Genomic DNA, 20510 nt, shown 5'->3' with positions numbered 1-20510 from the left:
TAGCGGTAAAGTAGGCAAGATTTACCTACTAATAGAGCTTTTGTGCAAGTCATATCATTATTGCACGATGGAGGGCGATCGGGCGAAAAGATACCCAAAATGACTCCGGACACGCCCCTGATCGGACTTGAGGGGAGTGCTGGCTGTGAGGGGATTGAGTTAAAGTGAATTAGGATATTATAAGATGGGATTACCTACTGTACTCGATCGCCAAGTTTGGGAATATGCTCGCCAGCCTGACTGTAATTTAAGTAGCTGAAAACTCAAGTTAATTTATGCCTGCTAAAGATATCTACCACAACGCAGTTAAAAATGCTTTACTAAAAGACGGTTGGACAATTACGGCAGATCCATACTTTATTAAATATGAGGATGCTGAGTTATATGCGGATTTAGCAGCAGAAAAGCCGATCGCAGCACAACGTCAGGGACAAAAGATAGTTGTTGAAATTAAGAGCTTTGTTGGGCGATCGCTAATGTATGATTTTCACGGCGCACTCGGTCAATATATGGTTTACAGAAATCTGATCCAACTCACAGAGCCAGAATACAAGCTCTATTTAGCAATTGACGATCTTGTCTACAAAAACTTTTTTCAACGCAAGTCGATACAAGTAATTACTAATGAAAATAAGCTGTTATTAATGGTGGTTGAGATGGAAAAGGAGGAAATTGTGCAATGGATAAACTAAAATACTATCGGAGTACGATTGAAAAAATATTGACTGAATATTATGAACTCGGCGTCAAGGGAGGGAGTGCGCTAGATGAATTAGAGACGGACAGCCGCCTTGCATTTGACGAAAAACGAGATCAATATCTGTGGTTTCGCTCTGGTTGGGAGGAAAAAAAACGGATCTGCCACATTACGATGTATCTTCGTATTAAAGATGGCAAAATTTGGGTTGAAGAAGATTGGACGGATTTGTGTGTAGTTGATGATTTACTGGCAGCAGGAATTCCTAAAAGCGATATTGTTTTAGGGTTTCACGCTCCTTATAAACGGAAATTTACGGAGTTTGCGGTTGGTTGATGCAATAAGTGCGATCGCCCGAGAGGATAAGCTGCGGGGCGATCGCTATTTTCTGATGCTCAAATTGAGAACTGTAGTTAAAGGGAAAGTGCCATGTCAGAACAACACATCGCTAATATCATTATGACCGAACCGGGTAAATGAGGTGGTAAACCTTGTATTCGAGGCATGAGAATTATAGTTTATGATGTGTTGGAATATCTCGCTTCTGGCATGAGTTATGAAGAAATCCTAGATGAGTTTCCCTATCTGACGCAACAGGATATTTGGGCTTTTTTGAGTTTTTCTTAAATAGTTATCATATTATGTTTCGGTAATCGCTAATAATGATTCTGTAGTAAGAGCGTAAGGCTCGCGAGCTAGAAGCTCGCACTGTAGTCGTCATTAATTGACTGGACATAATATTATCTCCCTGCGTGAAATCATGCCCAAAGACTTTTCCGGTAAAAATCTCCGAGGTCACAACTTCAAAGGTCAAAATCTCACAGGTGCAAAATTCATCGGTGCAGACATCCGAGGCGCAAATTTCACAAATGCCATCCTCAGAGAAGCTGACTTCACCCGTGCCACAGCAGGACTGCAACGTCGCTGGACAATGTTTATAGTAACTATATCGCTATTTCTATCAGTAACATCTGGATTGATGTCAGGCTTTGCTAGTTTGTGGGTAGCAATTTTTTTCACTCCAAATAACATCAAACAGTACACCATTATTCCCGGTGTGGTTGTGTTGATAGTTTTGGCAATCTTCTTTATAGTTACTATCCGCCAAGGTCTAGGCGGAGGGGCAGCGGCAGGGGCAGCGGCAGCCGCAGGAGCAGTGGCAGCAGCAGCGACAGGGACAGGGGCAGCGACAGCGGCATTGGCAAGGGCAGTGACAGGGACAGGGGCAGTGGCAGGGTCAGCGGCAGCGGCAGTGGCAGGGGCAGGGGCAGCGGCAGTGGCAGGGGCAGGGGCAGGGGCAGGGGCAGCAGCAGTGGCAGGGGCAGGGGCAGTCGCAGCGGTAGTGGCAGGGGCAGGGGGAGTGGCAGTGGTAGGGGTAGTGGCAGTGGTAGCGGCAGCAGCAGCAGCAGGGACAGGGGCAGTAGCAGCGGCAGGGGCAGGGGGAGTGGCAGTGGCAGGGGCAGTGGCAGTGGCAGTAGCAGTAGCAGTGGCAGTGGCAGGACTAGGTATTCACGTGGCTTGGCGTGCCCTGGCTGGGGATGAGAAACAAGCCTTGATTCGCACCGTCGCCATTGCCTTTGCCGCTACAGGCGGCACTAGCTTTCGCAATGCCGATCTAACTGATGCCAATTTCACTGAGGCAACTCTCAAAAGTACAGATTTTAGAACAGCCAATCTTACTCGTACTTGCTTCCGCAATACAGAAAAACTCGATCGCGCGCGCGTCGGTAATTCGATATTAGCTGATACCCCCATCCGAGAATTACTCATCACTGGTAACGGCTACAAAAAATCCTATGTCGGTGCGGATCTCCAAGGAGCAAACCTGACAGGCGTTAATCTCAACAAGGCTAATCTCAAGCAGGCTAATCTCAGCGAAGCAACTTTGCATCAAGCTAATTTGGAATCGGCAAACCTCACTGAAACTCAAGCCTTGGCAACAGATTTTACAGCAGCGTGTTTTACAGGTGCTTGTTTGGAAGCTTGGAACATTGACGCTAATACAAAGCTCGATCGCGTTGACTGTCGGTTTGTTTATCTTCTAGAATATCCCCAACCGGGAACTGGCGATCGCGAACGCCGCCCTCACCACATCAACAAGTGTTTTGAACCGGGGGATTTCGAGAAACTCTATAAAAAGATTATGGAAACCGTGCAAATCCTCCTCAAAGATGGGATTAACCCAGAAGCTTTTGTCGCCGCTTTTCAGAAGTTAATGCGAGAATTTCCAGACATTACACCCGAGTCAATTCAAGGAGTTGATAAAAAAGACAATGATGTTTTACTGACTCTCAAAGTTCCCGAAGGAACGGATAAGGGTAAAGTTGAGCAAATTTGGGACGAAGTTTATCAAGCAAGGCTGGAAGCTCAAAGACAAGCCGAGCGATTAAAAGCTCAAGATGAAATTATTGAAATAGAAAGACATAACTACCGTGTCTTTCAAGACTTTGTGAAAGGAGTGTTTAGTCAATACTTAGTAAATCCTTCAACCGTGCCTCAGCCCTCTAACCTTATAATTAACAATCACAATCAATCTACAGCAGAGAATAAAGTCGCCAGCGATAACATAGACCAAAGTCGCAAAGCTGAAATTTCAGGTGGTACGGTTAACGCTATCGGTGCCGGCTCGTTAAGTTTAGGAGATAATGACGGTACAACAGCCAACACGATCGAGGAGTTGCCCTATCCAGCCGTTAGCGCAGCCCTCGAAGAGGAGCGTCCTTCCTGACAAAGTGAGTAATGCTATAATTTTAATCAAACTCTGGTAACAGCGGAAATCAAAGCGATGAGTGTATCAGTAGGTTCAGAAAAACCGGAATTCAAAGAATTACTGCTGCAATTGCAAGCTGCCATTGCGAATGAAAACACAGAATTGTCAATCCAAAGTATAGAAAATTCCGAAAATGGAGTAATTGCAATCTTTGTCAATGCTCTGACAGATGATAAGCAAGCTATAATTTATCACGAGTTAAAGAAAAACTACGAACTACTGTTAAAGGCTATTGAAGATAAATATCAAGCCCAATTGCGCTCCAAAGATTGCGAGATTGCTATGTACCGTCAAGAGATAGCTATTTCCGAAGCAGTTTCTAAAAGTTTAACACAACTTGAAACCGATGCTCATTCCAGTCAGGAAGATGAGTCGATAGCCGAATCAGAGGATGTGGAGTCACTAAGGGCGATCGCCCAAAAATACAAGGCAGAATTAAAATATAAAGATGAGGAAATCGCTTTATATCGCCAGCAAATAGCTGAAATGAGAGAACTAACAGAGATGTTAGCTAAACAACCGCTGTCGATTAATATTATTCAGGAGGATAAGTAAGCATAAACTCTGAGCCAAACCATGCAAAGTGACGAAAGTCTTACTCGAATTATCCAGGCCTATGAGCAAATTATCAAAAATTTAGAAGCCAAGCACAAATCTGAACTGCAAGCTAAAGATAGAGAAATAGAATTTTACCGTCAGAAAAGTTCGGAGCTAAATGAACTTATAAAGTTGTTGGCTAGGCGACCTATTAATGTTAAGATTACTAATGAAGTTAAATCTACATCAGAGAGTAAAGCTATGAGTGATCAAATCGACCAAAGTCGCAAAATAGAAATTACAGGCGGAACCATTAACGCTAGCGGTGCAGGAGCGTTAAGTTTAGGTGATATCAGCGGTACAGTTGCCAATACAATTAATCAATTATCTGATTCTGCTAAACCAGATGAACCGGGAATCAAAGAATTACTGACTGAGTTAAAAACAGCGATCGAAGCTGAAACTAATTTATCTGATGATGATAAAGCTGAAGCCTTGGAACAGGTAAAAACTTTGGCAGAAGTAGGGAAAAATCCCCAAGAAAGTACAATGCAAAAGGCGGGGAAAACGGCAATGAAAATTTTGAAAGGGACTATTGCTGGTTTACCTAGTGCGGCGACGTTGGTGGAAGCTTGCAGTAAATTGTTGCCCGCGATCGCCCAACTCTTACTTCTACCTTAAAATTATTCATAAATTCAGACAGAACTTACACACTGCGGCCAAAGAAACCGGGTTTTTTCGCAAATCTGCGCGTTTCAACGAAGTATTCTCCAAAAAACCCGGTTTCTGACCACGCGCGTGTAAATCCTAAGCTAATCACTCAGAATGACAGCGCAGCTTACCGTCCAGATTTTCTCGGCGGTGTACCATCAGTCGATCGCTTCCGACGGATCAGCACGCTCATCACCTGCTTCGGATTTGCCGTGCGCTGTAGGGGACTCCAATCGCCCACTTCGGCAAATCCCAGCCGATACAAAGTCAGTATGGTTTCCCTGACACCCGATTGCGAACCGACAACCGTTAACAGCACGACTTCCTGTTCCGATACTGCTGCTGAGTCGTCATTTGGGCGATCGGATCTGTTGTCGTCAGGCACGAATTCCTGTGACATAATATGTTCTCCTGGTTTTGGGTTTTCTAGAAAAACCCAAAAACCCAGCCGCCCCGCTTCTCAACACATAGCAGGGCGGCTACAGAAAATGTTATGATTTCCCGTTAGCCTCCAGACTGCTCGTACCAGTTTGGCGGTTATGCTGTCCATTGCTGTTAGCGCAGCTTTGGGCAGTGCAACTAGATTTTCGGGCGACGCGGGCTGCCTCCTCTACAAGCAAGCAACCTCTCACTTCAAAGCGTAGCCGCAGAGGGGGGCCGCCGTCAATCGATTTTAGATTTTAGATTTTAGATTTTAGATTTGGGATTTTGGATTTGGGATTTTAGATTTTAGATTTTGGATTTTGGATTGAAGAATTGAGCCCCGGACTAATCTGGGGACTTTGGGGGTTTTGATGCGGGATTGGCGGGTTTTGGGCGATCGCACCAACGAGACTCGCAAAACGATCGCCTTTCCAACTTACCAACTACAACGGGGATACTTTATCGCGTTCAACCTCATCGCGGGTAGCAATTTTCCCGTCCAAATTTGCGTCATCGTGTGGCGGATGTTGCGATCGATCGCGCTTCTTAAAGCGATCGCGAGCCGAGACAACCACCACATACAGAACCGGCACTATAAACAAACTCAAGACAGTAGAAACAACCATCCCCCCGGCGATCGCATTTCCTAGCGATCGGCGGCTGGCTGCACCCGCACCCTCCGGGTTAACCAGAGGAGAAATACCCAAAATGAATGATAAAGAAGTCATCAAAATCGGTCGCAAACGCTCTTGAGAAGCCTCCACTGCCGCCTTAGCAATTGAATATCCCTGCTCCCGTAACTGGTTCGCAAACTCCACGATTAAAATCGCATTTTTACTAGCCAATCCAATCAACATCACCAAACCAATCTGGCAATAAACATCATTCGCCAAACCGCGCACTGACTGAGCTAAAAGAGCACCTAAAATCGCCAGAGGTACCGATAGCAAAATAATGAAAGGATCGACATAATTTTCGTACTGCGCCGCCAACACCAAGAACACAAAAATCAGCCCCAAACCGAAAATAATTGGTGCTTGACCGCCCGACTCAATTTCTTCTAAAGAACTCCCCGACCATTCATAGCCAAAACCCGAGGGCAAAACTTCAGCCGACACCTTGTCCATCGATTTTAGCGCCTGTCCAGAACTCGCTCCCGGAGCCGGAGAGCCAGTAATTTCAATTGACCTATACAAATTGTAGTGGTTAACAGTTTGTGCCCCCACCACTGGAGTAATCTTCACCAAATTGCTCAAAGGAATCATTTCATTCTTTCCAGAACGCACATACAATTTCCCAATATCTTCAGGGTTATCACGAAACTGTTTGTCCGCCTGAACATACACCCGATAATTGCGCTGCTGCAGGTTAAAATCGTTCACATACTGAGCACCCAGAGCCGTTTGTAGCGTACTGAAAACATCATTGATGGGGATATCTAGAGCCTTAGCTCGATTGCGGTCAACCTCCACAATTAACTGAGGCGTATTCGCAGCAAACGTACTAAATACCGCCTGCAATCCCGGTGTCTGATTTGCCTGCTTCAAAATGCCGCCCATAGTCTGGACTAAGGCATCTAAACCGCTGTTACCTTTGCGGTCTTGCAATTGAAATTGGAAACCCCCAAATTGACCTAAACCTTGAATAGCCGGCGGATTCACCGGGAAAATTCTAGCTTCGGGAATCGAGAAAAACTTACCCCCCAACTTACCAATAATCGCTTGTACAGTTTGATCTTGTCCGTGACGTTCTTCCCAGGATTTAAGTGTAGTAAATATAATGCCTTGATTAGAAGTGCTACCGCTAAAACCAAATCCACCCACGGAAAAAGTCCCGACAACTTCAGGAAGTTTGAGGATTTCTGCTTCTACTTGGTCCATTACTTTCTGAGTGTATTGCAGCGAAACACCTTGGGGTCCTTGAATAATAGTCATAAAATAGCCCTGGTCTTCTTCCGGGATAAATGCTGTGGGTACTGATAAATAAAGCCAAGCAGTTACTCCCAGAGAACCGATAAACACGAGGGTGACAATAGTCTTAATTCCAGTTAGAAATATTAAGGATTGCCGATATTGCCGCTGTACCCAATTAAGAACTCCATTAAACCGATCGAAAACCCAACCCAGCGGACCTCCAAACTTCTGACCTCGACGCAGTAATATAGCTGCAAGTGAGGGCGTCAGAGTAATAGCCATAAAGGTAGAAAGCAGGACTGAAAAAGCAATAGTCAGCGCAAATTGTTTGTAAAGCGCTCCCGTAGTTCCGGGGAAAAATGCCACTGGCACGAACACTGCCATCAACACTAAAGAAGTCGCAATTACAGCGCTAAAAAGCTCCCGCATAGACTCAAAAGCCGCTTGGCGGGCGTTCATACCTTGCCGGATCAGGCGGTCAATATTTTCTACTACAATGATAGCGTCATCCACCACTAATCCAGTCGCTAATGTCAGACCAAACAGAGATAAACTGTTAATAGTAAATCCGAAAACTTTGATAAAGGCAAACGTCCCTATCAAAGAAATGGGAATTGTGATGGTAGGAATAATAGTTGTGCGCCAGTCTTGCAAGAAAACAAAAATCACTATCACCACTAGCAAGACTGCTTCAAATAATGTCTTGACTACTTCTGCCATCGACTCTTCTACAAACAAAGTCGTGTCCAGCGCCACTCTATGTACCAACCCCGGAGGGAAAGCAACCGCTAGTTTTTCCATTTCTGTTTTGACGGCATGGGCAACATTCAAAGCATTACTTCCGGGCAGTTGGTAAATCCCTAAACCTACTGCATCATTGCCTCGAAATCGCAGAAATGAGCTGTAATTCTCTGCCCCTAGTTCGGCTCTCCCCACATCTTTTAATTTAACTAACGTTCCATTTGTCTCTGTTTTGAGGACGAGTTCTTCAAATTCTGCTGGTTCTTTGAGGCGACTTTCAGCACGCAAGTCAATTTGATACATTTGTCCCTGTGGAGCAGGTTCTTGACCAACTCTCCCAGCACCAACTTGCAAGTTTTGTTCGTTGAGAGCGCTCGTTACATCTTGCATTGTGAGACGGCGAGCTGCTAATTTATTGGGGTCTATCCATAAACGCATTGCATAGCGTCTTTCCCCAAAAATTCGCACGTCGCCCACACCTTTTACCCGTTTTAAGGCATCTGCTAAATATAGGTCAGCATAGTTGCTTAAAAATATGGTGTCGTATTCTTTATTTTCTGTAAATAAGCCGATCGCTAATAGGAGACTTGTAGATTGTTTTGTAATTGTAACTCCTGTGCGTTGTACGGCATCTGGTAGTTGTGGCTGAGCAACTGCAACTCGATTTTGAATATCGACGGCAGCAATGTCTTTGTTGCGCGATGAATCAAAGGTAGCTGTAATGGTGCTGGTGCCATCGTTACTGCTACTGGAAGTTAGATATTTTAGTCCTTCAACGCCGTTTATTTGCCTTTCTAGGATGTTGGTAACTGCATTTTCGACAATTTCAGCACTCGCCCCGCTATAGTTGGCTGTGACGTTGATTTGGGTGGGGCTGATGTCGGGGAAGCGCTCGATCGGCAGCGTCGGAATGCTAATTGCGCCTACCAAGATAATAATTAAGGCGCAGACGCTAGCAAAGACTGGTCGTTTAATAAAGAAATCTGCAAACATTATTTGGGTAATGGGTAGTTGTTAGTTGATAATTCCTAATTCCTAATTCCTAATTGCTAATTGCACTTTAGTCAAAAATTCAAATTACCCGTTTTTAATAGCTGAGCAATTAAGTAGTTTAATGTCAGGTACGTAGTTGCGCTTGGGCGCTCTTAATTCACCTGTTAAGAGCGCCCAAGCGCAACTACATACCTTATTTTTTGCTTTCTAATGGTAATTTTTCCCCTGCTCCTTTCCCTGCCTCTTGAGCCATAATCGGAGCGCCGTCAGTCAGGTTAAGGATGCCTGCAGTAACAATTTTTTCGCCTGCTTGCAAACCTTCGATAACTTGATAATTATTCCCCTCAATGGCTCCCAATTTCACGGATTTTTGCCGCGCTACTAAAGGTGGCATCCCTGGTTTTGGCTGTTCCGGCTTTTGAGCTGTAAAGACAAAAGTTTCCCCACCTAAGCGAGTGACTGCTGTTACTGGAACTAAAATTCCGGGTTTCTGTTTCCAGATGACTTTAGCTTTTACAAACTGGAGATTAAGCAGTTCGCCGCTGGGGTTGGGAAATGTGGCTTTAGCTAAAATTGTTTGGGAATTGGCGCTGACGTTCGGGGAGATAAAACTGATTTGACCTTGGGCGATCGCCTTACCTTGAGCGTCGAGCATTTGTACTGGCAGCCCTAAGCGTAATTGAGGCTGCCGTTCCAAAGGAATTGATAACCGCAAGTCTAGCAATTGGTTCTCAGTCAGGGTGGCAATGGCGTTACCTTTTTGCAAGTTATCACCTACTTTCACTGGTATGTCGCCGATGACTCCCGCGAAGGGCGCGATGACAGCAGTTTCTTGCAGTTGTACTTCAAAGCGGCGCACTTGAGCGGCGGCCTCGGCAACTTGCGCTTCAGCTTGATCGAGCTGTTCTTGGCGAGTGCCGTTGGCTAACTGGGCTAATCTGCTCTTGGCTTGTGCGACTTCTGCTTCGGCTTTGGCTATTTCCTCTGGGCGCGAACCGTTTTGCAGTTGCCGCAAAGCTTGCCGCTGCTGTTGCAAAGCTGCTGTCCGGCGCTCGATCTCGGCTTGTCTGTTTTTTTGCCGCTGCTCGAACCGCCTTTGAGCTTCTCGGAGGTTGGCTTTGGCGGTGCCTGCTTTTTGGGTGTATTCCTCGAGGGTGTTGGCGGATTCTGCGCCTTCTCGCGCCAATGCCTGATATCTGGAAAGCTGCTGGCTGGCTAACTTTGCTTCGGCTGTGCTTGCTTCTATTTGCGCTCTGGCTTGGGCGATGTCTTCTAAGAGGCTACCTGTTTGGGCGTCGGCGAGGTCGGCTTCAGCTTGGGAAACGCGGGCTTGGGCTTGACCAATTTCTTCTGGTCGAGAGCCCGATCGCAGTTGGGCTAGGTTGGCTTGGGCTTGGGCGACTTGGGCTTGAGCTTGGGCGATTTCTTCGGGCCTGGTTCCTGCTTGCAATTCTGCTAAGTGGGATTGAGCGCGAATCAGGTTGGCTTGGGATTGCCTCAAATCAGCTTGGGCGCTGTCGCTTTTCATGCGGGCGATGACTTGCCCTTGGTTTATGAAGTCCCCGGATTTGACAAAAATCTCCGTGACTAGCCCTTCTGCTTCGGGTTTGATTTCTACCGAACGCTTGGCTTCTAAGCTGCTGACAAATTCCGAGGTATCTTGGACTGAACTGGTTTCTACGGCTGCCAGCTTGACTGGTATGCCTTGGGGTTGGGCTGCTGCTGCAGGTTGCTGTGCGCGATTCTGACCCGATTGCCACGAGTACCAGCCGAAACCTGCTGCGCCTGCGGCGATCGCGAGCGCGGCAATTAGGGGCCAGCGCGATCGCGGTTTAGCCACAGGTTCGGGGCGATCGGCAACGGGGGCCAAATCCTGCGGTCGATCGCTGTCTGCATCTGCATCGGTTGGGTGAAGTTCCGGTGTGGCAGATTTTTGCTCTTCAGCTTCAACCACGGATTCTGGGGATTTAGAATAACTCATTGGCAGCACCACTTAGATTTTTTTTTTAACGTCTGACTGACTGAGACTTTGGCGGAATCTTTCATCCCCGGGCGTCCTGAAAAAAAGGGGGAATCAGGACAAGCGCTTTGAAACAGGATGGAATCTGGAAAGTCTCTTTTTAATGAGGTTGGGGTATGTGCAGGGCTTTAGTCCGATGGCAGTGAGCCAAGCCTGGGGCTGATTATTTTTAGGAAAGCTTCTTGTTATCTCTCAAAAGTTACGATGGCAGGAAGGATTACACATCCTTCTTATGACTCACCTGAGTGGGTGAGTTGGAAGGATTTTCCCTGGGATTCGCCGGATTCAGCGGAGGTTGGGGAGTCACGCACTCCGGCGATCGCGCTTTTTTCCTTGGCTAGTTGCTCGGTTAACCACTTTATCTCTGACGCCAGCACTGACTTGCAGCGATCGCGAGAGGCGAATTGATAGTCGTCAGTTAGTGGATATTCGCTTTTGAGGCTTTCGATGTAGTCTTGCCGGGTGTAACAGGCTCGCAAGCGGTGTTCCAACAATTTCAGCCGTTCTGCGGGTTCTAAGTCGCCAAAAAAGAAAAACTTGATTTGGAACCGGGAACCGCTGTTAACCCAGCTTTCTTGAGGGTGTTCGAGCATTTTTTCCCTCCATAGTTCGCGCCCTTTGGCGGTAATTCCGTATATCTTGCGCGGACAGCCCGCATCTCCGGCTTCTTCGGCTATTACCGAAATCTCCCCTCGCTCTTCCAAGCGCTTCAGCAGCGGGTAAATCGCTCCGTAGTTAACGCTGATGCAACTGCTCATAAACAGCTCCAGTTGTTGCTTTAGCCGATAGCCGTGCAGGGGTTGCAACTGTAGCAGCCCAAGGGCTGATAATTCAAGCATTTATATCAATTTGATATTATAGTCTGGATTATATAACTATATCTGACTCAAGGGCGATCTGGTCAATAGCTAGTTTGAAAGAAAATTTCAATCTCAACGCACATTTAATATTTTTTGTCAATGCCCTTAAGATATATCTTTTAGGTTCGAGAAAGGGCGATCGGTTTGTATTATAGAACACATTTGAGAGAGAAAAAGAGTGCTGATTTACCTCAATCTCGGTCAGAGGAACGGTAGCATCTCACTTTTGACACCAACCAGTGAGATGCTGCCTAGTCTTTGATGTCTCCGAAGTGCTTTAATAGACTCTGCTCAATAGCTGCGATTTCTGTCGCATATCTCTTTTGGGTAAAAGCACCAGAACTTTTCTTGGCATGGGTTGGTTGAATTTTAAAACCATGAGAAATTTTAGTATTCCTTGAGAACTTTTCGGATCACCTAACAGTTTTTTCCTAGCTCGCAGTTAGAAATTATTTGTCAAGTATAAATTATCCTAAATCCAGATGTTTTTACTGGCCACTCATCCTACTAAAACTTAATTGTTTAAGTACAATTCAGAGCAGATGAGTTCCTCTGAAACTGACACATCTAAAGTGATTTATCTTTAGCCTCAAACCCAAACTCAACGCCCGGTAATTACTTGAAATAGCCACCCAAAAAGCATCACGCTTAAGAAAATCACGCCTCCGACAATTAACATCAGACCCAACAGCAAAGCAGCCACAAATAGCCAATCGGCTTTTTTGCCTTGTTCGGGAGAACCTAAATGAGCATCCAGCAATTCTATATTTTTGACATTAGCTTTCCAAGCAACATCCAACAAGTCTCCGGCCACAGGTACTGTACCGGCAACTGTATCAAATACGATATTAGCTGCCATTTGTACTAAAGTCTCTTGAGGCACTCCCATTTGAGCGGATTTGAAGACAACATATCCTGCAAAAATTGAACTGATTAAATCGCCGCCACCGGGTATCAGTCCCAATATCGGATCGAGTCCGATGCGGTATTTTGTGCCGGGAATTGGAATTGAATTGTCTAGTAAATGGCTGATCCGGCGGAGTCGGCGCAAGGATGCTACATGAGATGGGCTGGGAGTATTTGGGGAGGGATTTTGTATAGGATAACGTGACATTTGATTGCTCTCGATTGCGATATTATATCGTTTCCGGTTGCATCGGAATGATACCGAAGACACGGCGCAGTGCCGTGTCCCTACCCCGATTATTGTAGGGACACGGCACTGCGCCGTGTCCTGACTGTCGGTAATATTAATTCCGATGCTACCGGAGTTGATATTACTGCTAGTTTATGATATTTACTGAAGCATATTCAAGTTTTTTCACTATACTTCAAGCAGATTTTTACTGATTTTGGGCGATCGGCTTTGGTTTGTTTTTGAATGCACAGAAACCCGGTTTCTGTTCAAAACCGGGTTTCTTGCTTCTAGCTGCGGGCTTTTAATTTAGCCTGCTATTTGTTGCCTTCAGTGAAATCGGCGTCAATCACGTCGTCGCCGCCGCCAGTGGGGCCGCCGTCTCCGTAGCCGCCGGGGCCACCGGGGCCGTCAGTCGGGCCGCCTGCTTGCTGGTACAGGTTGCTGCTGACAGCGTAGAATGCTTGCTGCAATTCTGTTGTCAAGGTTTTGATGCGATCGTCATCTTCACTGTTGATCGCATCGCGCAAGTCTTTGATCAACCCTTCAACCTTAGTCTTGTCAGCAGCAGGAACCTTGTCTCCAAGTTCTGCCAACTGCTTCTCAATTTGATAGGCCAAAGAATCAGCTTGGTTTTTGCGATCGATCCTTTCGCGACGTTCCTTGTCAGCAGCCGCATTCGCCTCGGCTTCCTTGACCATTTTTTCGACTTCATTGCTGGGCAAAGTAGAAGCACCAGTAATGCTAATCGATTGCTCCTTGCCAGTACCTTTATCCTTAGCAGCTACATTCAAAATACCGTTAGCATCGATATCGAAAGTAACTTCAATTTGAGGTACGCCACGGGGGGCAGGTGGAACTCCATCTAAGCGGAAGGTTCCCAAATCCTTGTTGTCATTCGCCATTTCTCGTTCGCCTTGCAAAACGTGAATTTCCACGTTTGTTTGGCCGTCTACAGCCGTCGAGAAAGTTTCCGACTTCTTAGTAGGAATAGTGGTGTTGCGGGGAATAATTTTGGTCATTACGCCGCCCAAGGTTTCGACGCCGAGAGATAGCGGAGTAACGTCGAGCAAGAGGATGTCTTTGACTTCGCCTGCGAGTACGCCGGCTTGAATTGCTGCACCGACTGCTACCACTTCATCCGGGTTTACCGTTTGGTTGGGTTCTTTGCCGAGGATTTTTTTGACCAGTTCTTGCACGGCAGGAATGCGTGTAGAACCGCCAACTAAGACAACTTCATTAATTGCAGATTTGTCTAATTTAGCGTCGCGGATCGCATTTTCTACGGGGATGCGAGAGCGATCGATCAAATCCGAGCACAGTTCTTCAAACTTGCCCCGCGTCAAAGTCGTGTCCAAGTGTTTTGGCCCGTCTTGAGTCGCGGTAATAAACGGCAGGTTGATTTCTGCTTGGGTAACGCTCGAAAGCTCAATCTTGGCTTTTTCAGCAGCTTCCGTCAGGCGTTGCAGTGCTTGTTTGTCTTTGCGGAGGTCAATTCCTTCGGCTCTTTGGAATTCGTTAGCGATGTAATCGACGATTTTTTTGTCGAAGTCGTCACCGCCGAGGTGAGTGTCTCCAGAAGTTGCTAGCACTTCAAATACGCCGTCGCCCACTTCTAGAATAGATACGTCGAAAGTACCGCCACCTAAGTCAAATACGAGGATGGTTTCGTTGCTCTTTTTATCTAATCCGTAAGCTAAAGCGGCCGCTGTAGGTTCGTTAATAATCCGCAGCACTTCAATCCCGGCAATTTTACCAGCGTCTTTCGTAGCTTGGCGCTGGGAGTCGTTGAAGTAAGCGGGAACAGTAATTACCGCTTGGGTGACAGTTTCGCCGAGGTATTTGCTGGCGTCTTCTACCAGTTTGCGGAGAACTTGTGCAGAAATTTCTTCTGGGGCAAATTGCTTGCCGCGGGCGGGACAGTCTAGTTTGAGGCTGTTGCCGACTTTGAGGACTTTGTAGGAAACTTCAGTGGTTTCATGGGCTACTTCATCAACCCGACGCCCGATAAACCGTTTTACTGAGTAAAAGGTGTTTTCGGCGTTCATCACGGCTTGACGCTTGGCGATTTGTCCGACAAGTTGATCGCCATTTTTAGCATATGCTACTACAGAAGGTGTGGTGCGACCCCCTTCGGCGTTGGCTATGACGGTGGGTTTGCCGCCTTCCATAACTGCGACGCAGGAGTTTGTCGTACCTAAGTCAATTCCAACTACTTTTCCCATAGGGGTGTTCCGGCTCCAATCTCTACAAAATTTTGGTTTTCTATCTGTGTGATAGTCTGGTTATTCAGGACTGCGATTTCACCTGGGAGGTGTACGGATAGTGAGTCCTGCTTTAATACAGTCTTCGATAGGGTGCTTATCTCTATACTGCGGGCGGTTAGACCGGGGGATGAAGGCGTGTTTACCGAACCTTTTGAGGGACGGTTGCATTCACGAGCCTTGCGCCGCTACAGTTGTTGACTGCTTTTCTTTACTCTTCCTAATGTACGGGGTACGATCGATTCGGGTATTGTGGCAAACCGTATACGTTGTGTTGTATTTGCCGTCTTTGTTGTATGAATTTTGTTTGGTTGGTAGGGGCGATCGGTTTTTTGACTTCAAAAAATCTGGTTTAATATCAATTGTGAAAAGGGACACGGCATTGCCGTGTCCCTTTCGGTTTACTTCCAGGCTGTGGCTGGGAATCAATATGTAGAGGGAGAGCCTCAAGTCCGCTTCGTGGGAATTTCGGATAATTATTGAATTTTCCAGCTTTAAATTGCTATTCTTTACCGATCAGCAGAGCTGCGGGAAAGTAACTCAGAGCATCACCAATTGCCAAAGTACCGTTACTTTCTACCGCCTGATTTGTAATCGCATCTTTCCAAACCGACGGCATTTGCTCGGACAATTTCAAATTAGTATCTTTCCAGACTTGTTTGCCGATCGGCATTTCTTCCGGTTTGACAATTCCCGTCAAAAACCGGGGAGCAATGACAATAGCGGTAGTCTCTCCAAAGCTTCTGGCAAAGGCAACAATATTATCTTTAAACGTGCCAACTGCTTGCAGGGGCAGATAATCGCCTGATTGAAAAACTTGCAAGTATTTTTTTCTCGCTTCTAGCGCTCTTGCAGTCAAAAACAACTTAATTCTAGCGTCTTCTCGCGTCGCAATCAAATCTTCCACCAGTTGCAAAATATCTGTCTGAGCTTGCTCTTTAATTTCCCGCAAAACCTCGATTCTGCGCTCAAAATCTACGGGACGGCGGTTATCGGGATCGACGTGGCTTAAATCCCAGAATTCCGTCCCTTGATAAATGTCGGGAACGCCCGGAGCCGCGATTTTCAGCAGAGTTTGAGATAAAGAATTGAAAATTCCGTAATTAGCTACTTTTTTCCAGAAAGGTGTAAATTTGTTGAGAAACTGATTTTGTTCAGAAGGTTCGAGAACGCTATCGACAAAGGTCATAAAACCAGCTTCGTAGTCGTTATCCGGTCTCAGCCAAGCCGTATAAACTTTGGCTTCGCGGACAGCTTTAATGACATAATCTTTCAGGCGATCGACATAATCAGTGTTTTCAATTCCTTCAAAGGGAAAACTGCCTAGCAGAGTTTGGTACAGGAAGTATTCGTCATTAGTATCGGGAACCATTCGATTCACAAAGTTGACTTTCTTAGAAGAGTTTACCTCTCTCCAAGACCTGACTTGCTGTTCCCATTCATCGGGAATTTCTGACAAAACGTTGATTCTGGCTCGCACATCTTCGCCGCGTTTGGTATCGTGGGTAGCTGTAGCATTCATTTTGTGCGGCCAAGCTGCTTGCTGCTGTTGGTTGAACTCGTGAAAATCTACTAGCGAAACGCCGAACTGACTGGGGTTTCCTCCGACTTCGTTGAGGGATAAAAGCCGATAGTAGACGTATAAAAGCGTGTCTTCAATGCCTTTTGCCATTAATGGGCCTGTCAACTGCTGGAGTTTCATGACAAAGTGCCGGCGCTGCTCTTTTTGTTCGGTTGTTAGGGTTTCTTCTTCTTCCAGCAAGAGCACTGTTTCGATAAATTTAAGTTCTTTCAGGAGTCGCGGTACTTGTTCTTTGGCGTGGGCGATCGCATATTTTACGTAAGTGCGATCGGACTCTCTCAAGCCGTCTTGGTTGATGTAAGTTCGGTAGACTGGAAAAATCGTCAAAACAGCCGCTAACGCTTTTTCCAAACCGGGACGAGTAAAGTCGTTGCCCTGTCTGGATTGACCCGAGATATTTTTCAAAAGTTGAGCCAGATTGTCTACATCTCCAGCCAGATTTTTCTCAACAATCAGTCCTTTTTTATCTAAAAATAACTGTTGGTAGGGAACGTTCAAGCGAGTAAACCTCTGATATATTTCGCTAAATTGCTGTTCGCGATCGCACCGACAAAAAACGCCGTTTACGTAGTTCAAAAAGTCGTAGCCGCTAGTTCCCTGAATCGGCCAATATGACGGCAAATCTTCTTCGTGTTCCAGAATTTTTTCAACAGTAATGTAAGTGTCTCCTGCCCTTTCCCGCAGCCGTTTCAAATATTCTGTGGGGTCATACAGTCCGTCGATGTGGTCGATTCTCAGTCCGGTAAACTTTCCATCTGCAACCAGGTCGAATATCAGCTCGTGGTTTTTGTGAAAAACTTTAATCTCTTCAACTTTTACCGAAATAAGTTCGTTGACTGTAAAAAACCGTCGGTAGTTAATTTCTTCTGCCCCCACTTTCCAGAATGACAGACGGTAAAACTGCTCGGAAAGCAAATCGTCCAGCAAATTAAAACTTTCGGCATTGCCTTTTTCTCCGTTAAAAAACTTGATATTTTCATCGATAAATTCCTGCACCAGGGGATTTTGATTGTAGAGTTCCCACAGCAGTCCTTTGACAAAAGCTATCTGATCGTATCTGGCTTTACCTTTAGTTTCTGAAGAGGTATTTTTAATCAAATAAAGAATTCCCAAAAACTTGATAAAATCTGGATGGCGTCTGCCTAATTCCCTGGCTAAATGCCCCAAATTATGGCTGATAAATTTAGCATAAGATTCAATTTTAACTGGCAATTGTAAGCTATAATAATTGATAGTTAGCCCAATTTCGCTGTATTTGAGTTGAATCTCGCCATTTTCAAGACACTCTCCATAAAAATTGCCCAGCAGCGGAGCCAGCACTCGACCCCTGAGATGTTCGTAAGCGTGATTCCATTCAATATCGAAGTAATCGAAATAGTCGGAATCCGGGCCGTGTTCCAATACGTCTAACAGCAGCAAGTTTTGAGTGTCGTAAGCCATGTGGTTGGGGACAATATCTTGCAGCCATCCCATATTCCGTTTATTGATTTCGTATGCGAGCGCTTCAAAGTTTTCTGATGTTCCTAATTCAGGATTGAGCTGATTTGAGTCCACGACATCGTATCCGTGAGAGCTGCCTTTTCTGGCTTTAAATATCGGTGAAGCGTAAATGTCGGTAATTCCTAAATCTTCTAGATAGTTGAGAATTTGTTTGGCTGCTTCAAAGTTAAAACCTCCATGAAATTGAATCCGATAAGTTGTTGTGGGAATTCTCATCTTAATTTTACTCCTAAGTAGTTAGTTGGTGCGATTTGTTGTGTTAAATTAGAAAGAGTAGGTTGGGTGGAGAACGAACTCTCGGTTTCACTCCGCCCAACGTCATCAACTGGAGATTTTAGTGAGATTTGATATTTGAAATTTGAGATTTTTGCTCCCATCTAAAATCTCAAATCGCCCATCTAAAATCAGTTGTTGTGTTGAGCGGGAGCGAACCCTACGCTTCGCTCCGCCCAACCTACTATTTCTGTATTATTTCGTAGAGTGCGAAACTCTGGGGTTTAACTGTCAATTCTTGCTGTGAATTTATCTTTTCAGGCAAGCTAGAACCTGAACCCATCCATTTTTCATCAGCAGAGTCTAAAATTTTGTTCCAGTTGCCTTGGGGAAGTGCAGCCGTAAAAGCTACGTCTTGCCTGTTGAAGTTTAGAATGCAGAATATCTGGCTGTCATCTGTCCAGCGACGTAGAAATAAGATTTTTTCCGCTTCAATGCTGGACACTTCGAGATTGTTTTTGTCGAGTTTTTTAAGGGCAGGTATTGTCCGCCGCAGTTGAATCAGATGTTGGTGCCATTCCCAGAGGATTTTGTGTTTGCCTTCTGTTTGTTTTTCCCAGTTTAACTTGCACTTATCGAAACTCTCAGGACTTTGGGGGTCTTGAAACTCGCCTCTGCCTTCAAAGATTTTAAATTCTTGTTGTTTGTCTTTGCGGATAGCTTCAATTAAGTTAGCATCTGAGTGGGATACAAAGTACAAAAACGGGGCTTCTTCTCCGTATTCTTCTCCCATAAAAAAGAAGGGAATGTAGGGAGAAATTAAGACTGTGCCGGCGGCGAGTTTCAATCCTTCAAAGTCAACTATTTTCGAGAGTCTGTCTCCCAAAATCCGGTTGCCGATTTGATCGTGAGTTTGGGAAAATACCAGAAATTTATGACCGGGTTCATCCTTGACTGAATTGCCGTGTCTCCGCTTTCTGTGGGGGGCGTACTGGCCCGAGTAAACAAAGCTTTCTTTGAAGGCTTTTTCTAAGTGTTCGCACTTGCCGAAATCTTGGTAGTATCGGTCGTCTTCTCCGGTTAGCAAGGCGTGGAGTGCGTGGTGGAAGTCATCGCACCATTGGGCGTCTAGTCCGAAGCCGCCGAGTTCTTTGGGACGTATAGTGCGGACATCGTTTAAGTCACTTTCGGCTATTAAGTAAAGCTGCCTTCCTACCTCTTGAGAAATTTCGGCGGTGGCATCAGAAAGTTCTTGCAAAAATGGTCTTGCACCTACTTCAAATATTGCTTGAATTGCGTCTAGTCTTAGAGCGTCGATGTGATAGTCTCGAAACCAGTAGAGGGCGTTTTCAAGAAAATAGTTGCGCACGCCGTCGCTGTAGGCGTCGTCGAAGTTTAGGGGGTCTCCCCAAATCGAGCCGTATTTTGATGTAAAGTAAGGGCCAAATTCGCGGAGGTAGTTTCCTTCGGGACCGAGGTGGTTGTAAACTACATCTAGAATTACTGAGATACCGTGTTCGTGGCAGGCGTTGACAAGTTTTTTGAAGCCTTCGGGGCCGCCGTAGGAGTTTTGGACGGCGTAGGGATATACGCCGTCGTATCCCCAGTTTCGCTCGCCGGGGAATTGGGCTACTGGCATTATTTCGATGGCGTTGATTCCCAATTCTTTAAGTTGTTTGAGTTGGGGAATTATTGCTTCAAATGTTCCGGCTTGGGTGAATGTGCCGACGTGCAGTTCGTAGATAATCATTTCGGGTAGCGGCACGCCTTGCCAACTTGTATCAGTCCAAGTAAAAATATTTTGATCTATTACTTGCGACGGAGCGTGTACTCCTTGGGGTTGATATTTTGAGGCTGGGTCTGGTCGGTCAGTTTTTCCTTCGATTTGGTAGGTGTAAAGGGTTCCTGGTTCGATGTCTGTAGCTGTGGTTTCCCAATAACCTTCTGCGGATGGTTGCATGGGTATCAGGCGTTTTTTTGGGGAAACTATTTGGACAGCTATTTGTTGGATTGTGGGCGCCCAAACGGTAAATTTACATTGGTTGTTGCCGAGATAATTTGCTCCTATCTTCACTTTGAGTTGTTCTCCTTATAAAATAGGTTGGTAGTTCGATCGCCCGACGCGCTATCAAATCCTTTGCCCTTAACGTT

At 45.8% G+C, this 20510-nt stretch carries 14 protein-coding genes and 1 pseudogene; 7 read left to right on the top strand and 8 right to left on the bottom strand.

All coding sequences use genetic code 11. The features are described from left to right. Positions 1 to 275: 275 nt before the first annotated feature. The 7 genes and pseudogenes from QUA80_RS00745 (at position 276) to QUA80_RS00715 (ending at position 4685) form a co-directional block, all read left to right on the top strand. A complete protein-coding gene (locus QUA80_RS00745; protein WP_333420448.1) occupies positions 276 to 692 on the top strand; it encodes a XisH family protein in 417 nt (138 codons plus the stop codon). Next, a complete protein-coding gene (locus QUA80_RS00740) occupies positions 680 to 1033 on the top strand; it encodes a XisI protein (protein ID WP_333420446.1) in 354 nt (117 codons plus the stop codon). Before QUA80_RS00745 ends, QUA80_RS00740 begins: the two co-directional genes overlap by 13 nt. Beyond that, complete coding sequence (locus QUA80_RS00735; RefSeq protein WP_333420664.1) at positions 1026 to 1160, top strand: hypothetical protein; 135 nt, start codon at positions 1026 to 1028, stop codon at positions 1158 to 1160. The genes QUA80_RS00740 and QUA80_RS00735 overlap by 8 nt, the downstream gene beginning before the upstream one ends. Further along, a pseudogene (locus QUA80_RS00730) lies at positions 1127 to 1324 on the top strand (DUF433 domain-containing protein). The gene QUA80_RS00735 and the pseudogene QUA80_RS00730 overlap by 34 nt, the downstream one beginning before the upstream one ends. A 133-nt stretch (positions 1325 to 1457) precedes the next feature. Next, on the top strand, positions 1458 to 3425 hold the full coding sequence (locus QUA80_RS00725) for a pentapeptide repeat-containing protein (protein ID WP_333420443.1): 1968 nt from the start codon (positions 1458 to 1460) through the stop codon (positions 3423 to 3425). Positions 3426 to 3482: 57 nt separating this feature from the next. Further along, on the top strand, positions 3483 to 4022 hold the full coding sequence (locus tag QUA80_RS00720) for a hypothetical protein (RefSeq protein ID WP_333420441.1): 540 nt from the start codon (positions 3483 to 3485) through the stop codon (positions 4020 to 4022). Positions 4023 to 4043: 21 nt separating this feature from the next. Then, positions 4044 to 4685 carry a hypothetical protein gene (locus QUA80_RS00715; RefSeq protein WP_333420440.1) on the top strand — a complete coding sequence of 214 codons (642 nt, stop codon included), beginning with the start codon at positions 4044 to 4046 and terminating at the stop codon, positions 4683 to 4685. Positions 4686 to 4842: 157 nt separating this feature from the next. Here QUA80_RS00715 and QUA80_RS00710 read toward each other — a convergent pair whose 3' ends face one another. The 8 genes from QUA80_RS00710 to treZ all read right to left on the bottom strand — a co-directional run bounded on the left by QUA80_RS00710 (position 4843) and on the right by treZ (position 20433). Further along, on the bottom strand, positions 4843 to 5115 hold the full coding sequence (locus QUA80_RS00710; protein ID WP_333420438.1) for a hypothetical protein: 273 nt from the start codon (positions 5113 to 5115) through the stop codon (positions 4843 to 4845). A gap of 466 nt (positions 5116 to 5581) precedes the next feature. Continuing rightward, the gene (locus QUA80_RS00705) at positions 5582 to 8785 is read right to left on the bottom strand and encodes an efflux RND transporter permease subunit (protein ID WP_333420436.1); all 3204 of its coding nucleotides are present in this window, start codon (positions 8783 to 8785) and stop codon (positions 5582 to 5584) included. A 193-nt stretch (positions 8786 to 8978) separates the two neighbouring features. Then, complete coding sequence (locus tag QUA80_RS00700) at positions 8979 to 10766, bottom strand: efflux RND transporter periplasmic adaptor subunit (RefSeq protein ID WP_333420434.1); 1788 nt, start codon at positions 10764 to 10766, stop codon at positions 8979 to 8981. Between the two features lie 269 nt (positions 10767 to 11035). Further along, positions 11036 to 11644, bottom strand: coding sequence for a PadR family transcriptional regulator (locus QUA80_RS00695; protein WP_333420432.1), 609 nt, complete (start codon positions 11642 to 11644; stop codon positions 11036 to 11038). 622 nt (positions 11645 to 12266) lie between these two features. Beyond that, positions 12267 to 12779 carry a DUF4112 domain-containing protein gene (locus QUA80_RS00690; RefSeq protein ID WP_333420430.1) on the bottom strand — a complete coding sequence of 171 codons (513 nt, stop codon included), beginning with the start codon at positions 12777 to 12779 and terminating at the stop codon, positions 12267 to 12269. A gap of 338 nt (positions 12780 to 13117) precedes the next feature. Continuing rightward, positions 13118 to 15025: a molecular chaperone DnaK gene (gene dnaK, locus QUA80_RS00685; protein WP_333420428.1), complete on the bottom strand. Its 1908-nt coding sequence runs from the start codon at positions 15023 to 15025 to the stop codon at positions 13118 to 13120. A 541-nt stretch (positions 15026 to 15566) separates the two neighbouring features. Continuing rightward, positions 15567 to 18362 carry a malto-oligosyltrehalose synthase gene (treY, locus tag QUA80_RS00680; RefSeq protein ID WP_333420427.1) on the bottom strand — a complete coding sequence of 932 codons (2796 nt, stop codon included), beginning with the start codon at positions 18360 to 18362 and terminating at the stop codon, positions 15567 to 15569. Between the two features lie 241 nt (positions 18363 to 18603). Further along, positions 18604 to 20433 carry a malto-oligosyltrehalose trehalohydrolase gene (gene treZ, locus QUA80_RS00675; protein ID WP_333420425.1) on the bottom strand — a complete coding sequence of 610 codons (1830 nt, stop codon included), beginning with the start codon at positions 20431 to 20433 and terminating at the stop codon, positions 18604 to 18606. Positions 20434 to 20510: the final 77 nt, after the last annotated feature.

Source organism: Microcoleus sp. F4-D5, from assembly GCF_036704885.1.
Lineage (GTDB): Bacteria > Cyanobacteriota > Cyanobacteriia > Cyanobacteriales > Microcoleaceae > Microcoleus.
This window is presented reverse-complemented; position numbering and strand designations above follow the sequence as displayed.

Coding starts and splice junctions, on each gene's coding strand:
- QUA80_RS00745 (WP_333420448.1), top strand. CDS start 276: ATGCCTGCTAAAGATATCTACCACAACGCAGTTAAAAATGCTTTACTA.
- QUA80_RS00740 (WP_333420446.1), top strand. CDS start 680: ATGGATAAACTAAAATACTATCGGAGTACGATTGAAAAAATATTGACT.
- QUA80_RS00725 (WP_333420443.1), top strand. CDS start 1,458: ATGCCCAAAGACTTTTCCGGTAAAAATCTCCGAGGTCACAACTTCAAA.
- QUA80_RS00720 (WP_333420441.1), top strand. CDS start 3,483: ATGAGTGTATCAGTAGGTTCAGAAAAACCGGAATTCAAAGAATTACTG.
- QUA80_RS00715 (WP_333420440.1), top strand. CDS start 4,044: ATGCAAAGTGACGAAAGTCTTACTCGAATTATCCAGGCCTATGAGCAA.
- QUA80_RS00710 (WP_333420438.1), bottom strand. CDS start 5,115: ATGTCACAGGAATTCGTGCCTGACGACAACAGATCCGATCGCCCAAAT.
- QUA80_RS00705 (WP_333420436.1), bottom strand. CDS start 8,785: ATGTTTGCAGATTTCTTTATTAAACGACCAGTCTTTGCTAGCGTCTGC.
- QUA80_RS00700 (WP_333420434.1), bottom strand. CDS start 10,766: ATGAGTTATTCTAAATCCCCAGAATCCGTGGTTGAAGCTGAAGAGCAA.
- QUA80_RS00695 (WP_333420432.1), bottom strand. CDS start 11,644: ATGCTTGAATTATCAGCCCTTGGGCTGCTACAGTTGCAACCCCTGCAC.
- QUA80_RS00690 (WP_333420430.1), bottom strand. CDS start 12,779: ATGTCACGTTATCCTATACAAAATCCCTCCCCAAATACTCCCAGCCCA.
- dnaK (WP_333420428.1), bottom strand. CDS start 15,025: ATGGGAAAAGTAGTTGGAATTGACTTAGGTACGACAAACTCCTGCGTC.
- treY (WP_333420427.1), bottom strand. CDS start 18,362: ATGAGAATTCCCACAACAACTTATCGGATTCAATTTCATGGAGGTTTT.